Origin of the sequence: Micromonospora sp. NPDC005174, from assembly GCF_040608495.1 — a bacterium.
Taxonomy (GTDB): domain Bacteria; phylum Actinomycetota; class Actinomycetes; order Mycobacteriales; family Micromonosporaceae; genus Micromonospora.
Genome location: NZ_JBEXIJ010000011.1, coordinates 178448 through 193159, shown reverse-complemented (window position 1 = coordinate 193159; position 14712 = coordinate 178448). Strand labels below are relative to the sequence as shown.

The following is a 14712-nucleotide window of genomic DNA, read 5'->3' as shown; positions in this document are numbered from 1 at the left end:
TTTTGTGTGTTGTGTTGGGGGGCTCGCGTCCCCGGCTCCGGGCGGTCAGGCTTGATCCCTCCGCCGGGGACGCTCGCCCCCCCAGCCCCGACGTTGGTCGCGGTTCGTGGGCCGTCGCGGTTCCTTCGGGGGTACGTCGCTGGTGCGTACCCGTGGGGTGTGGCTCGTTCGGTGGGGGGCTCGGCGGCCCGCGTACCCTGAATGGTCGGTGACCTGGCGCCTCGAAGGGGAGACGATGACCAAGCAGCCCGGCCGCGACTCAGCCGCGGAGTCGGACCAGCCGGCGGTCGACGCGACCACCCCGGCCGGCCGGCCCCTTCCGGCGCCCGGAGCGGCGGTCCTCGCGCTGCTGGCGCTCGGCTGGCTGGCCGCCATGCTCTGGTCGACCCGGGAGGCCATCACCTCGGCGGCGGCCGGCATCACCGCGATCAGCCTCTCCGCGTTCGCCCTGCCCGGCGTGATCTCGGCCGCGCTGGTGGCCGGCGCGGCCACCGCGCTGGCCTTCAACAACCTGCTGGCCCGCCGGTACGGCGACTGGACCACCCTGCGCTTCGTCGGCGCGATCGGGGCCGGGATGCTGGTCGGGCTGGCCGCCGCGGTGGCGATCAACCTGACCTACTTCGACACCTCGACCACCAATGTGATCGCCGGCACCACCGCCGCCGCCGCGATCATCGGTGGAGCGATCGCGGGCGCGCGGACCGCCCCGGCGGTCGGCGCGGTGGTGACCGCCGCGCTGGGCACGTTGATCTTCGTGGTGGCGTTCAGTCGTGCACGGGACCCGCTGTTCGACCTGTTCGGCGCGGGCGACACCCAGCAGTCGCTTGTCGACGCGGCCAAGTGGGTGTCGCGCACCGAGTCGCTCCTGGGTGGCCTGCTGGCCGGGCTGCTCGCCTTCGGCTACCTCACCTGGGCACGGCGGCGCGCCGCACGGCGAGACCCGCAGACGCCGGCGCTGCGCTGGCCGGCGTATCTGCTCGCCGGTGCCGGGCCGGGTCTACTCCTGCTGCTCGCCGAAGTGATCATCCGGATCGGTGGTCGCTCGCTGCTGGACCTGGCCAGCGCGCTCAGCGAGGCCGACGCGGTGGCCCAGACGTCGCTGGGCACCTCACGGGTGGACAACGGCATCTGGGTGCTCTTCGTGGGGGCGCTCACCGCGATCGTCGCGTTCGGCCGGACGCTCGGCCCAGCGCAGACCGACGACGAACCGGCCCCGACCGACCGACCCGGTTCCGAGTCGGCGACAACCGCGAACGCCACCGGCGAGGTCGAGGAAGACGAGCCGGACCCGGCGGTCCGGGAAGCGGACGCCGACCCGGCCCGCTGACCGCTGCTCAGTCGGCGCTGCGCAGCAGGAGATCCAACTCCGTCACGTCGTACCACTCCAGCTCGTGATCCTCGGCGCCGTCGACGGTGAACTGCGCGTCCGGGTCGCCGGCGGCGGCCTCGGCCACCACGTCGGCCGCGGCGGCGACCTCCTCGACGGCCTCCGTGCCGTCCACGTGGATCGCCGCGACAGCGCCCACCGGAACGGTGTCGACCAACGTCACCATGCTGGAACCCAGCTCACCGTCCCCACGGCCGAGCGCGGCGGACGGCAGGTCGACCGAGACGACCACGCGGCGGCGGGGCGCAGCCGGATCGGCCCGGAGCAGGTGCAGGGCATCCTGCGCGGCCCGGGTGAACGCGACGTACTCCAACTCCTCCTCGTCGCCCTCGGCGTACCACTCGCGCAGCGCGGGCGTCACCGCGTGCGCGCTGTCGGCGGTCAGCCCCTGCTCACGCAGGCGGCCCAGCATCGGTACGGTCGCCGGCACGTACACCCGGACAAGCTCGTCGGTCACCGGTCGTCTCCCCGCTCGGTTCCGTGCCGGCGGTAGCCGGCACGGGCGCAGATCATGCCGCACGCCGTGACCGTCATACACCTCGCCTCCGGGTCGGTGGAAGTTTCCCGCCGGTGTGTCTGGCACCGGGTGGCAGTCGTGGCGGCTGGGCGGCGAGCGCCGTCGGTGGCAAACTGAGGCAAACGACGTCAACCCCGGGGAGTTTCCGTGGAGCCGAGGTTCCTGCTGCTCTCCGACGTGGCTGCCGAGCTGAACGTTTCGGACTCGCAGGTCTACCACATGGTCCGCAGCGGAGAACTGCCGGCGATCAAGATCGGCGGACGCGGCCAGTGGCGGGTCGAGCGGGCTCGGCTGGAGGAGTACATCGCGCAGAAGTACGCCGAGACCGCCGACTGGGTCCGTGGTAACCCTCTCGTCGACCGCGATCCGGAATAACCGCCTGACTCACTGCACCGTGATCAACTCCAGCTCACCGAACCGGGGCTGTTCGAGCCGCGTGAATACCGCCACCTCCACGATCTGGAGTGGATCATGCCGACGTGTGGCGGGTTCGCGGCCCTACTCATTGACCAAGGCTGTTCTCTCGCTCAGAATCTAAGCAGTAGAAAGCAAACGAAGGCAAACGCAAGATCGAGGGAGCAGCGATGAGCGAGCGGCGACCCGGGCCCTCCCGACCACCCGTACGCCTGCGCCCCGTCCCACCCATCGATCCGCCGTACCCGGACGAGACGTACTGGCCCGGGCCGACCCACGGCCAACTCGCTCTCGACCTCTTCGCCTCGACACGACCGGACCCGGTCCGGCCCGCGGAACGCCGCTCTGCCCCACGCCGGCCGACCGTGCGTCCGGCCAGCCAACCCGGCGCACCTTTGCCACCGGCGACCGCCCCCGAGGCCACTCGCGCCGCGCACCGCTTCGTCGGCACCTGCCTGGAGGTGGTCAACGGCTATCGGTCGCCGGCCCAGGTACGGCCCCTGCTCGACCCGGGCCGCGCCGTCGAACTGCTCACCGAACTCGCGCGGGCGACCGGGCGGGCCGGGCCGGTGCGACGTCGGGCGGCGCGTCCGGCTCTGCGACTGCTACGGCTGCGGGTCTGCGCACCTCGGGAGGCCGCGGTGGAGGCGGCGGCTGTGGTGAGCGGCCTCGGTGGCCGGAGCTGGGCCATGGCGCTGCGCCTGGAACACCGGCGAGGCCGCTGGCTGTGCACCGCCCTGCACGTTCTCTGACCCCGCCGCCGTGGTTCATCGACCCGACGTCCAGAGAATCGGGGCATCAACCTGCCGCCGACACACCGACTCCCAGGAAGCCGAGTCGATCTCCCACCGCCACCGAATGGCGACCGGGCCGGGCGGGACCAGGGCGGGATCGGGCCAGGCGGGGCAGGACCCGGCCGGGCTGGACCAGGGCGGGGCGGGATCAGGCCGGGCGGGGCGGAGACGCCGACGGGCCCCGGCCATGTCGGCCGGGGCCCATCGAGACGCGCGGTAGGTCAGTTGCCGCCGTTGGGCGCGCCGTGGCACCGCTTGTACTTGCGGCCCGAGCCGCACGGGCACGGCGCGTTGCGGGACGGGCCGTTGCCGGCGTCGGCCTGGCTGGGGGCCGGACGCCGCGATCCCGCGCTCGGGAGCATCGGGCCACGCAGCCCCGAGGCCGGTCGCTGCGGGGCGGACGGCGCGCTCTGCCCGGGTGCCGCCGGAGCGCCCTGGGCCGGGCGGCCCACACCGAGCGCCGGGGCCTGCTGCTGCTCCTGCTCGATGGCGGGGGCGCCAGGGCTGGCCTCGCCGTCGATGGTCGGAGCCGAGTACTGCAGGCCCTGCCGCTGCGGCGTGCGGTTGAGACCCTTGGCCCGGATCTCCACCGGCTTGTCGAGCAGCTTGACCTCTTCCGAGTCGGGGTCGGGCTCCGGCTCGGTGACCTGGACGTCCACGTTGTAGAGGAAGCCGACGGTCTCCTCCTTGATGCCCTCCATCATGGTGGCGAACATGTCGAAGCCCTCGCGCTGGTACTCCACGACCGGGTCGCGCTGGGCGTACGCCCGGAGGTTGATGCCCTCCTGGAGGTAGTCCATCTCGTACAGGTGCTCGCGCCACTTGCGGTCGATCACCTGGAGCAGCACCATCCGCTCGAGCTGGCGCACCCCCTCGGTGCCGAGCTCCTCCTCGCGGCGGTCGTACGCGGCGTTCGCGTCCTCCTTGAGGCGGGCGACCAGGAAGTCGGCGTCCATGCCGGCCCGGGAACCGCCGGCCTCCTCCTCCAGCTCCTCGATCGTCACGGCGACCGGGTAGAGCTGCTTGAGGCTGGACCAGAGCTGCTCCAGGTCCCAGTCCTCGCCGTAGCCGTCGGAGGTGGCACCCCGCACGTACGCCTCGACGGTGTCGTCGATCATGTTGCGGACCTGCTCGGAGAGGTCCTCGCCGTTGAGCACCCGCAGCCGCTCGGCGTAGACGACCTGACGCTGCTTGTTGAGCACCTCGTCGTACTTCAGAACGTTCTTGCGGATCTCGGCGTTCTGGCCCTCGATCTGGGCCTGGGCGCTCTTGATCTGGCGGGTGACCATCTTCGACTCGATGGGCACGTCCTCCGGGATGTTGAAGCGCTCCATCACCGCCTCGACCGCGCCGGCCCGGAAGCGGCGCATCAGCTCGTCCTGCAGCGACAGGTAGAACCGGGACTCACCCGGGTCGCCCTGCCGGCCGGCGCGACCGCGCAGCTGGTTGTCGATCCGCCGGGACTCGTGCCGCTCGGTGCCGAGCACGTAGAGGCCACCGGCGGCGGCGACCTCGTCCGCCTCGGCGTCGCAGGCCTGCTTCCAGGTGGGCAGGACCTCCTCCATCGCCTTGGCGTAGTCCTCCTCGTTCTCCAGCGGGTCGAGACCCCGCTGGCGCAGCTCGTTCGCCGCGAGGAACTCGGGGTTGCCGCCGAGCAGGATGTCGGTGCCACGGCCGGCCATGTTGGTGGCGACGGTGACCGCGCCCTTGCGCCCGGCCTGGGCGACGATCTCGGCCTCCCGGGCGTGGAACTTCGCGTTCAGCACGTTGTGCGGGATGCCCCGGCGGCGCAGGAGCTGGGAGAGGATCTCGGAGTTTTCCACCGAGACGGTGCCGACGAGCACCGGCTGGCCCATCTGGTGCCGCTCGGCGATGTCCTCGATGACGGCGTTGAACTTGGCCTTCTCGGTCTTGTAGATGACGTCCGGCCGGTCCTCGCGGACCATCGGACGGTGCGTCGGGATGCTCACGACGCCGACCTTGTAGACCTTGTTGAACTCGCTCGCCTCGGTCTGCGCCGTACCGGTCATCCCGGACAGCTTGCTGTAGAGGCGGAAGTAGTTCTGGAGGGTGATCGTGGCCAGGGTCTGGTTCTCCTGCTTGATCTCCACCCCCTCCTTGGCCTCGATCGCCTGGTGCATGCCCTCGTTGTAGCGACGGCCGTGCAGGATGCGACCGGTGAACTCGTCGACGATCAGGACCTCACCGTCGCTGACGATGTAGTCCTTGTCGCGCTTGTAGAGCTCCTTGGCCTTGATGGCGTTGTTGAGGTAGCCGACCAGCGGAGTGTTCACCGACTCGTACAGGTTGTCGATGCCGAGCCGGTCCTCGACCTTGGCGACGCCGCGCTCGGTGACCGCGATGGTGCGCTTGGAGTGGTCGACCTCGTAGTCGCCCTCGCCGTCCGTTCCGGGCTGGAGCCGGGCCACGACGCCCGCGAACTCGCCGTACCAGCGGGCCGAGTGCTCGGCCGGGCCGGAGATGATCAGCGGGGTACGCGCCTCGTCGATCAGGATCGAGTCGACCTCGTCGACGACCGCGAAGTTGTGCCCCCGCTGGACCAGCTCGTCCCTCGACCACGCCATGTTGTCGCGCAGGTAGTCGAAGCCGAACTCGTTGTTGGTGCCGTACGTGATGTCGCACTCGTAGGCGGCCTTGTGCTCGGTGGCCGGCCGGTTGGGCAGCACCACGCCGACGGTCAGCCCGAGGAACTCGTGCACCCGGCCCATCCAGGCCGCGTCGCGCTGGGCGAGGTAGTCGTTGACGGTGACCACGTGCACGCCGTCGCCGGAGAGCGCGTTGAGGTAGACGGCCATGACCGAGGTCAGCGTCTTACCCTCACCGGTCTTCATCTCGGCGATGTTGCCGAAGTGCAGCGCGGCGCCGCCCATCACCTGGACGTCGTACGGCCGCTGGCCGAGCACCCGGTCCGCCGCCTCGCGGGCCACCGCGAACGCCTCCGGCAGGAGGTCGTCGAGGGTCTCGCCATCGGCGAGCCGCTCCCGGAACTGCTCGGTCATGCCGCGCAGTTCCTCGTCGGTGAGGTTGACGTAGTCGTCCTCGATCGAGCTGACGGCGGCGGCGATGGCCTTGAGCCGGCGCACCATGCGGCCCTCGCCCGCGTTAAGGACCTTTTCCAGAATCGACACGGATCAACGCTCCCCTAGACAGTCTCGAACCATCGTAGGCGCAACATCGGCGCGATGGTCACTGGTGGCGGCGGTCCGCTCCACCGAACCCGACATAACACGCGCACGGGATGCGCCCGGGACGTTATCCGGTTACGCCCAGGGCGAACGTTCCGGCACGATGCACGGGTGGAGCCTGTGAAGATCGTCGAGGACGGGGTGCTGCTGCGACCCTGGCGGGACGCGGACGCCGACGGCGTACACCGCGCGTGCCAGGACGGGGACATTCAGCGTTGGACCACCGTACCGCGCCCATACCTTCCCGAACACGCTCAGGATTTCGTCACGCGGATGAGTCCGCAGGCGTGGGCGGACGGTACCGGGGCGCCGCTCGCGGTGTGCGACGCGGACACCGGCGACCTGCTCGGCTCCTGCGGACTGATCTCCATCGACGGTGCCGGAACCGGTGAGATCGGCTACTGGACGGCCCCGTGGGCCCGCGGCCGGGGTGTGACCGTCCGGGCCACCCGGGCGCTGTCCCGCTGGTCCTTCGAGAAGCTGGGGCTGCGCCGGTTGCTGTGGCAGGCCGAGGTGGGCAACCACGCCTCCCGGCTGGTCGCCCTCCGCGCGGGATTCCGGATCGACGGGCGGGTACGGCTGGCGAACCCCGCACCGGACGGCGACGCGGACGGCTGGATCGGCTCGCTGCTCCCCGGCGAGGTGCCTGAGCCCGGGACGCCCGGGCCGGCCGCCCGAGGCACCCTGGTGGCTCGCCGGGCCGCCGTCTTCGGCCGCCCACAGCCGACGCTGTTCGCCACCTCGGCAGGCGCTGAGCTGCGACTACGACCAATGGAGGAGCGCGATCTGGACGCCGTGGTGCAGACCTGCCGGGACCCGGAGACGATCCGCTGGACCACGGTCCCGGACCCGTACGACCTCTCCGACGCGCGGGGATACCGGGGCTACGCCCAGGGCGCCTGGGCGCGGGGAGACTCCGCCTGCTTCGTGATCGCCGACCCGGACGACAGGTGGGTCGGCACTCTGGACCTGCGGCTCTCCCCCGCCGACCCGCTGCTCGCGGACGTGGGCTTCATGATCGCCCCGGCGGCACGCGGGCGGGGGTACATGCCGGCCGCGCTCCTCGCGCTCAGCGCCTGGGGCTTCACCACGCTGGGACTGGCGCGCATCGAATGGAAGGCGAACGTGGGCAACACCTCCTCCCGACGGGCCGCCGAGAAGGCGGGCTTCACGTTCGAGGGGACGGCCCGGGGCGGGGTCCAGCACCGGGGTGAGCGGGTCGACACCTGGGTGGCCGCGCTGCTCGCCGAGGACCTGGCATGACGGGCTCGCCGCCGGTCGTCGAGGCGCACGGGGTACGACTCCGGCCGTTCCATCCCGGCGACATCGCGGACCTCGTCGACGGCTGCGCGGACCCGCTCAGCCAACGGTTCGTGTCCACCATGCCGTCCCCGTACACCGAGGTCGACGCCCGCTGGTGGGTCGAGGCCGGCGCGCCGTCGGTCTGGGCCGGCGGCGGCGCCGCGTACGCCATCGCGGACCCGGTCACCGACCGGCTGCTCGGCGCCACCGGGTTGAGCAACCCGATGCCCGCCCGGAGTCAGGCGGACATCGGCTACTGGCTGCGGCCGGCGGCGCGGGGACGCGGACTGGCCACCGCCGCGACCCGTGCGCTGAGCGAGCACGCCTTCGACACGGGAACGCGGCGGCTGGAGCTGCACACCGAGCCGGAGAACGCGGCCAGTCAGCGGGTCGCGCTGGCCGCCGGCTTCCGCTACGAGGGCCTGCGCCGGTCCGCCGGTCAGGACCGGGACGGCGGACGGTACGACCTGCTGACCTGGGTACGCCTCTCCGACGATCCGCCCGGTCCGACCCCTCGGCTGCTGCCGGACCTACCCGACGGGGCGCTCAGCGATCAGGTGGTGGTCCTGCGCCGGCTCGCGCCGGACGACGCGGAGATGATGTACGGGCTGCACAGCCGGCCGGAGGTGCTCGCCAACCAGGCCCCGCCGGTGCCACCGACGCGGGAGTCGATCGGGCGGCGCTGCCGGCTGGCGGAGAGCGCGTGGCTGACCGGTGACATCGCCCGGCTCCTGATCGTCGACGCGGCGACCGGCGAGCCGGCGGGCAGTTGCGGCCTGTCGTACACCGAGGTGTCCAGCGGCGAGGGGTCGATCGGCTACGCGCTGCTCCCGCGCTGGCGGGGGCACGGGTACGCCACCCGCGCAGTGCGGCTGCTCGCGGCGTGGGCGTTCGGGCCGGCCGGTTTCGCCCGGCTGACGGCCGGCACGGTGCCGGAGAACACCGCCTCGCACCGCGTGCTGGAACGGGTCGGCTTCCAGCGCGAGGGCCTGCAACGCGGTCGTCTGCCCGGGCTGGCGGGATCTCGCCTCGACGACCTGACCTTCGCTCTGCTGCCGACCGACCTGTGCTGACGAAGCATGGGGCCGTGCCGGGCGACCGGCACGACCCCATGCTCGGCGGGATGTGACCCTGCTCAGGTGTCGAGGGAGATGATGCCGTAGTCGTAGGCGTGACGTCGGTAGACGACGCTGGGGCGACCGGTTTCCTTGTCCTGGAAGAGGTAGAAGTCGTGGCCGACGAGTTCCATCTGGAACAGCGCGTCGTCGATCGTCATGGGCTCGGCCGGGTGCACCTTCTCCCGGGCGATGTGCCACGGCTGGTCGTGCTCCTCCTCGACGCGCTCGGCGACGGCGGTGCCGGCGCGGGCGGCCGGTGCCGACAGCGGGGCGGCCACCAGGTCCGTGACCGGCAGGTCGGCGGTGGCGGCGGCCACGGAGATCGGCGCGTGGCGACCACGGTGTACGCGCCGGCGATCCGCCGCGCGGCGTAGCCGGGTGTCGAGTTTCGCGATGGCGGCGTCGAGCGCGCTGTAGAAATCGTTCGTGCAGGCCTCGGCCCGGATCACCGGGCCACGGGAGACGCAGGTGATCTCCACCCGCTGGCAGTGATCGGCCTGGCGCGGATTGCGCTCGTGAAACAGCTCGACATCGATGCGAATAATCTTGTGGTCGTAGCGTTCGACCTTTGCGAGTTTCTCGGCTACGTGTACCCGGTAATGGTCCGGCACTTCGACGTTGCGGCCCTTGACCACGATGTCCACGTGACCTCCTTTTTTCGGACGTCTTCGATCCGGTTTCCCGGTCGTGCGCCGTAGGAAGACCCGCTGGCGTCGACCGGTCAGTACGGCTACGCCTCCTCTCACCGCCAGGGGCGGGATGGAACGACCTCCTACCCCCGACAGCGAAACGCTAACTCCTGTTCGCCCGGCAGTCACCCCATGTTGCCAAGACCGCCCGGAATTTTTCGCACCTCATACACCATCGGGTGAAACGGAAACACGGTCGGTTACGAGTGGTGTCTTTTCTCGGTCGCGGCGAGCACCGCCGCGACATTCGGTCGCCATCCGGTCGCGGTCAGCACCCGGGCCGCCGCAGCCAGTGTCACCCCTGTGGTGACGATGTCGTCCAGCAGCACCACCACTGGCGCGTCGCCCGAGGTGCCGGGGCCACCGGACGCCCCGGAGCGGGGACGGAACGCCGCCTCGGCGGCTGCGGCACGGCCCGCGCTGTCCAGGGTCACCGAGTCGGGTCGGGGCAGGGCGCGCAGCGGGCGATGCACCCGCGCGGGCCAGCCGGACCGGCTCAGCCGGGTCGCGCAGTGCCGGGCCAGCCGGTCCAGGTGATCGCCGTAGCGGGCACGTGCCGCCGCGGCGGTGTCCGGCACCGGCACCAGCGCGACGGGGCGTACCTCGCCGACCGCCACCGCGACCACCTCGGCCAGCAGCGCGCCGAGCGGACGGGCCAGACCGTGCCGACCATGCTCCTTGTACGCGATCAGCGCCTCGCGCAGCGGACCGGCGTACGGGCCGAGGGCGACGCAGCACGGCAGGCCCGCCGGGGCGGGCGTGGGGCGGGCCGCCCGGGGGCGCAACGCGTCCAGCGCCGTCGCGCAGGCCGGGCAGACTCCCTGTCGCATCGGTTCGTGACGCGCCCGGCAGCCGGCGCAGTCCGCGGGGAGCACCAGGTCGGCGAGGTCCGCCCAGAGCCCGCGCACGACGTCAGTAGAGGAAGAACGGGGCCGACGGGTTGCTCGGGCGGACTCCGGCCGGCGGCGCGGGGACGTCGCGCACGCGCTCGGGCTCGATCCGTTCGAACGGGCTGCTGCGGTACGCCACCTTGTTCGCCTCGTACATGTACGACCCGGTGGGCACCCGCACACTGCGGTTGGTGGGGTACGCCGTCAGGTGGTTGACCTTCGCGCCCACGTCGGTGCGCAGCGGCGTCTCCAGGGCGCCGTCCACGCTGATCTCGTAGATCGCCGGCTGACCGGCCGAGCCGGCCACCACCAGCCGGTCCTCCCCGATCCAGTCCACCGCGGTCAGGTTGGTCAACGAGGTGACGAGTGCCCGGGGCGGGCCGATGGACACTCCGCTGCCGGAACCGTCGAGGTTGAGCGCCGCGACGTAGAGCCGTCCGCCGGCGATCAACGCGATCCGCTGACCGTCCAGCGCGGAGGCCACCGCGGTGACCTCCGACGAGGGCAGGTTGAGCGGCACCTCCGACATCCGGGCGGCCTCGTCGAAGCGGTAGAGGCGACCGTCGGCCACCACCAGCCCCTGCGCGGGACGCGAGTCGGCGGTACGCAGCCAGACCGGGCGGCCGATCGAGGCGTACTCCCCGGCGCTGCGGCCGACCGCGGCCACGGTGTCCGCCCCGGCGCCCACCGCGAGCCGCTGCCGGTCCCTGCCGCTCGTCACCACCAGCGCGGCGAGCACCCGGTTGACGCCCCGCGCGAGACCGGCCGACACGATGGCGCGGTTGACCTCGGGCGTCAGCGGCACCACACCGCTGGGCTCGCCGGCGAAGTCGAGCGGACGGATCGCGCCCTCGTAGACGCCGTACCGCTGCGGGCTCTCCCGGACGGGGTAGAGCTGGTAGGCGGCCCGGCGCTCGTCGAGGTCCTGCACGGGCTGCGAGTTGTTCCGGATCTTCAGCTCCAGCTCGCCCGGCAGGTCACCCAGCGACCAGGCGAGCTGCGTGATCACCTGGTCGACCCGGCTCTGGTCGTCGCCGGACATGTCCAGGTTGACCTCCCACCGGTTGTTCGCGCCGGTGGCGTTGTTGATCAGCTCGGTGCCGTCGGGCAACCCGACGACACCCGGCCGCAGCCAGTCGGAGGGGCCGCCCACCAGCCAGCGCACGACCTCGTTGACCCGGCGCTCGTCCGGCACCGCGTACGGCAGGTAGCGCTGGTCGGGCACCAGCCGGGTGCGGTCGGAATTCCAGAAGTAGATCGACTCGTCCTGGTAGTACTGCTGAAGGGCCACGTCGCTGAGCAGCAGCACGTTCGGCGGGTCGAGCAGGTACTGCCCGGCGCGCTCGTCGCTGCCGGTGCCGCCGAGGGCCGCGCTGCGCAGCCGGAACTCGTACTGCGTCTCGGTCGCCACCGGGGGCGCCAGGGTGCCGTTGGTCCGCAGCACGCCGATCTGCTGCACCGTGATCTTGACGGTGGTGGTGGAGTCGCTGTTGAAGGTGAAGACCGTCTCGCGCAGCCGGACCACGGTCAGCGCGACCTCGCTGCCCTTCTTGTCCTGCAGGCGGGACTTGTGCTCGGGAGCGATGAACGCCTTCACCCGCTCGTACGCCCGGTCCGGCTCGCCGGCGGCGGCGGACAGGAAGTTGCGCACGAAGGCCGCGTTGTCGCTACCGCTGGCGTTCCGCGTCGGCGGTTCGCTACTGCGGCCGTTGCTCGACCCGGCCTCCGTCGCGGTGCCGGCCCTGCCGTCGACCCGTACGTCGGACGAGGCCGGGATGCCGCACCCCGCGCTGAGGAGCAGGGCCGCGCCGAAGGCGCCGAGCAGTGGTCGAGCCCTCACGAGCGCACCTCCTCCCGCTCGCCGCTGTCGGTAGACGCCGGGCCGATCGCCAGCGCCGGGCCACTGCCCGGGCCGATCGCCAGGGGGCCGCCGTCGCGCGGGCCGCCGAACGGAAGGGCAGCGTCGGCGGGTACCAGCCGCAGCGGCGACGTGGTGAGCCGGTCACCGGCGCGGGCCGGCAGGGTGAGGCGGAACTGGGCGCCCTGGCCGGGCGCTCCCCAGGCCTCCAGCCAACCACCGTGCAGGCGGGCGTCCTCCAGACTGATGGAGAGGCCGAGCCCGGTACCGCCGGTCTGGCGGGCCCGCGACGGGTCCGCCCGCCAGAACCTGTTGAACACCAGCTTCTCCTCGCCCACCTTCAGCCCCACCCCGTGGTCACGGACGGTGATCGCCACGGCGGTCTCGTCGATGCCGAGGGTGATCAGCACCGGGCGGGCCTCGCCGTGTTCGACGGCGTTGCCGACCAGGTTGCGCAGCACCCGCTCGACACGGCGAGGGTCGACCTCGGCGATCACCGGGGTGCTCGGCAGGTCCAGCTCGATCTCCACGCCCGCCCGCTCGGCGAGGCCGGCCAACCGGTCGACGACACGGTGCACCACCGGCACCAGGTCGGTCGGCTCGGCGTCCAGCATGGCGAAGCCGGCGTCGAACCGGCTGATCTCCAACAGGTCGGTGAGCAGCTCCTCGAAACGGTCCAGCTCGGCCTGGAGCAGCTCGGCGCTGCGGGCGACCGCCGGTTCGAACTCGTCGCGCTCGGCGAAGATCAGGTCGGCGGCCATCCGGACCGTGGTCAACGGAGTACGCAGCTCGTGCGACACGTCGGAGGTGAACCGCCGCTGCAACCGGGACATCTCCTCCAGGCGCAGGATCTGCCGTTGCAGGTTGGTGGCCATCTGGTTGAACGAGGCGGCCAGCAGCGCGAGGTCGTCCTCGCCGTTGACCACCATCCGCTGGTCGAGGAGGCCTGCGGAGAGCCGCTGGGCGGTCCGCGCGGCGACCCGGACCGGGTTGACCACGAGCCGGGTGACCAGAGCGGCGAGCAGCCCCAGCAGGATCACCAGGACGATGCCGGTGCCGACGACGGTGGCGCGGGCGTCCGCGGCTGTGGCGTCCTGACGGGTCAGCGGCACCAGGTAGTAGAGCTCGATCTGCCCGAAGCGGGTCGGCACCGGGGAGCCGTAGACCAGGTACTTCGTCGGCTCGCCGGTGAGGCGGCCGGTCTGGATCTGGCTGGCCACCTTGCCGCTGGCGACGGCGGCCCGCAGCTCCTTGCTGATCAGGGGCTGGACGTTTGCCGCCGGCGCGGTGCGGGTCTGGATCATGGTGGGGTAGTCGGCGGCGGTGATGGCCACCACCACCCCGCTGGTCTGCTGGGGGTCGCCGCCGGCCAGGTAGTTGACCGTGCCCTCGATCGTCTCCTGGAGCTGCGCCTCCTGCGGCTGACCGTAGAGGGAGACCTGCTTGGCCGCGTACCCCGCGCCGCCCTTGAGGCGCAGTTGGACGTCGGTGCGCGCGTTGTCGAGCAGGATCGTCGTGATCTTGTCAGCGATCAGGTACGCGAAACCGCCCACCAACAGGCTGGAGGCGACCAGCGTGATGGTCACCACCCGGACCTGGAGCGAACGCCGCCAGGTCTGGTGCGCCCGGGCCAGCAGTCGCGCGACCCGCCCGCTCAGCACACGCCAGACCTCCCGGCCGGCGGCGAGCCGGCGGGCTGCGGTGGTCTGCGGGGGCGGCGGGGTCGACACAGTGTGACCAGGCTATCCGGTACCCGCCTTGTAGCCCACGCCCCGCACGGTGAGGATGATTTCCGGCCGTTCCGGATCTGGCTCGATCTTGGCGCGCAGCCGCTGCACGTGCACGTTGACAAGTCGGGTGTCGGCGGCGTGCCGGTAGCCCCAGACCTGCTCCAGCAGGACCTCGCGGGTGAAGACCTGACGCGGTTTGCGGGCGAGCGCGACCAGCAGGTCGAACTCCAACGGCGTCAGCTTCACCTCCTCGTCGTTGCGGCTGACGGTGTGGGCGGGCACGTCGATGGTGATCTGGTTGCCGGGCGGACCGATGGTCAGCATCTCCGGCGCGACGTCCTCGCCACGGCGCAGCCGGGCCCGCATCCGGGCCACCAGCTCCTTCGGCTTGAACGGCTTGACCACGTAGTCGTCGGCGCCGGACTCGAGCCCGAGGACGACGTCCACGGTGTCGCTCTTGGCGGTCAGCATGACGATCGGCACGCCGGACTCGGCACGGATCGACCGCGCCACGTCGATACCACTCATTCCGGGCAACATCAGGTCGAGCAGGACGATGTCCGGCCGGCTGTCACGAAACGCGGCCAACGCCCGCTCGCCATCGGCCACGAACGAGGGCAGGAAACCCTCACTGCGCAGCACGATACCGAGCATCTCGGCGAGTGCGGGGTCGTCGTCGACCACCAGTACCCGGGCTCTCATGGGATTAATATTGCATCCCCGTTCAGATCGGTGGGACCGGCGTCACCCGGCACGGACAGCCTCATGATCCCCCCTCGACGCGGTCCGCCGCCACCACAGCTCGGA

The 14712-nt window shown here is 71.7% G+C and carries 12 protein-coding genes; 5 read left to right on the top strand and 7 right to left on the bottom strand.

What is annotated here, in order from left to right; all coding sequences use genetic code 11:
• The first annotated feature begins 235 nt into the window (after positions 1-235).
• Positions 236-1327 carry a hypothetical protein gene (locus ABZU91_RS15490; protein ID WP_355239808.1) on the top strand — a complete coding sequence of 364 codons (1092 nt, stop codon included), beginning with the start codon at positions 236-238 and terminating at the stop codon, positions 1325-1327.
• Positions 1328-1334: 7 nt separating this feature from the next.
• On the opposite strand, the gene ABZU91_RS15485 is transcribed toward ABZU91_RS15490, so the two are convergent.
• The gene (locus ABZU91_RS15485) at positions 1335-1844 is read right to left on the bottom strand and encodes a hypothetical protein (protein ID WP_355239805.1); all 510 of its coding nucleotides are present in this window, start codon (positions 1842-1844) and stop codon (positions 1335-1337) included.
• A 207-nt stretch (positions 1845-2051) separates the two neighbouring features.
• Here ABZU91_RS15485 and ABZU91_RS15480 point away from each other — a divergent pair, with 207 nt between their 5' ends.
• Together ABZU91_RS15480 and ABZU91_RS15475 are read left to right on the top strand one after the other, a co-directional pair.
• On the top strand, positions 2052-2279 hold the full coding sequence (locus ABZU91_RS15480) for a helix-turn-helix domain-containing protein (RefSeq protein WP_053657286.1): 228 nt from the start codon (positions 2052-2054) through the stop codon (positions 2277-2279).
• Between the two features lie 209 nt (positions 2280-2488).
• A complete protein-coding gene (locus tag ABZU91_RS15475) occupies positions 2489-3070 on the top strand; it encodes an Rv3235 family protein (protein ID WP_355239802.1) in 582 nt (193 codons plus the stop codon).
• A gap of 263 nt (positions 3071-3333) precedes the next feature.
• Here ABZU91_RS15475 and secA read toward each other — a convergent pair whose 3' ends face one another.
• Positions 3334-6261, bottom strand: a complete 2928-nt coding sequence (gene secA, locus ABZU91_RS15470) for a preprotein translocase subunit SecA (protein WP_355239799.1) — start codon at positions 6259-6261, stop codon at positions 3334-3336.
• A 168-nt stretch (positions 6262-6429) separates the two neighbouring features.
• Here secA and ABZU91_RS15465 point away from each other — a divergent pair, with 168 nt between their 5' ends.
• Together ABZU91_RS15465 and ABZU91_RS15460 are read left to right on the top strand one after the other, a co-directional pair.
• On the top strand, positions 6430-7581 hold the full coding sequence (locus tag ABZU91_RS15465) for a GNAT family N-acetyltransferase (protein WP_355239796.1): 1152 nt from the start codon (positions 6430-6432) through the stop codon (positions 7579-7581).
• Positions 7578-8693, top strand: coding sequence for a GNAT family N-acetyltransferase (locus tag ABZU91_RS15460; protein WP_355239793.1), 1116 nt, complete (start codon positions 7578-7580; stop codon positions 8691-8693). The genes ABZU91_RS15465 and ABZU91_RS15460 overlap by 4 nt, the downstream gene beginning before the upstream one ends.
• Before the next feature lie 62 nt (positions 8694-8755).
• Here ABZU91_RS15460 and raiA read toward each other — a convergent pair whose 3' ends face one another.
• The 5 genes from raiA to mtrA form a co-directional block, all read right to left on the bottom strand.
• The gene (gene raiA, locus ABZU91_RS15455; RefSeq protein ID WP_355239790.1) at positions 8756-9382 is read right to left on the bottom strand and encodes a ribosome-associated translation inhibitor RaiA; all 627 of its coding nucleotides are present in this window, start codon (positions 9380-9382) and stop codon (positions 8756-8758) included.
• A 245-nt stretch (positions 9383-9627) separates the two neighbouring features.
• Positions 9628-10335 (bottom strand): ComF family protein, encoded by a 708-nt coding sequence (locus ABZU91_RS15450; RefSeq protein ID WP_355239787.1) that lies wholly within the window; start codon positions 10333-10335, stop codon positions 9628-9630.
• 4 nt (positions 10336-10339) lie between these two features.
• Entirely contained in the window at positions 10340-12157 is a 1818-nt protein-coding gene (locus tag ABZU91_RS15445; RefSeq protein WP_355239784.1) for an LpqB family beta-propeller domain-containing protein, read from the bottom strand.
• The gene (mtrB, locus tag ABZU91_RS15440) at positions 12154-13905 is read right to left on the bottom strand and encodes an MtrAB system histidine kinase MtrB (protein ID WP_355239781.1); all 1752 of its coding nucleotides are present in this window, start codon (positions 13903-13905) and stop codon (positions 12154-12156) included. Before mtrB ends, ABZU91_RS15445 begins: the two co-directional genes overlap by 4 nt.
• Before the next feature lie 12 nt (positions 13906-13917).
• A complete protein-coding gene (mtrA, locus tag ABZU91_RS15435; RefSeq protein ID WP_007455837.1) occupies positions 13918-14607 on the bottom strand; it encodes an MtrAB system response regulator MtrA in 690 nt (229 codons plus the stop codon).
• Positions 14608-14712: the final 105 nt, after the last annotated feature.

What these genes read in the sequence shown, in the direction of transcription:
- ABZU91_RS15490 (WP_355239808.1), top strand. Translation starts at nt 236, where the DNA reads ATGACCAAGCAGCCCGGCCGCGACTCAGCCGCGGAGTCGGACCAGCCG.
- ABZU91_RS15475 (WP_355239802.1), top strand. Translation starts at nt 2,489, where the DNA reads ATGAGCGAGCGGCGACCCGGGCCCTCCCGACCACCCGTACGCCTGCGC.
- ABZU91_RS15460 (WP_355239793.1), top strand. Translation starts at nt 7,578, where the DNA reads ATGACGGGCTCGCCGCCGGTCGTCGAGGCGCACGGGGTACGACTCCGG.
- mtrA (WP_007455837.1), bottom strand. Translation starts at nt 14,607, where the DNA reads ATGAGAGCCCGGGTACTGGTGGTCGACGACGACCCCGCACTCGCCGAG.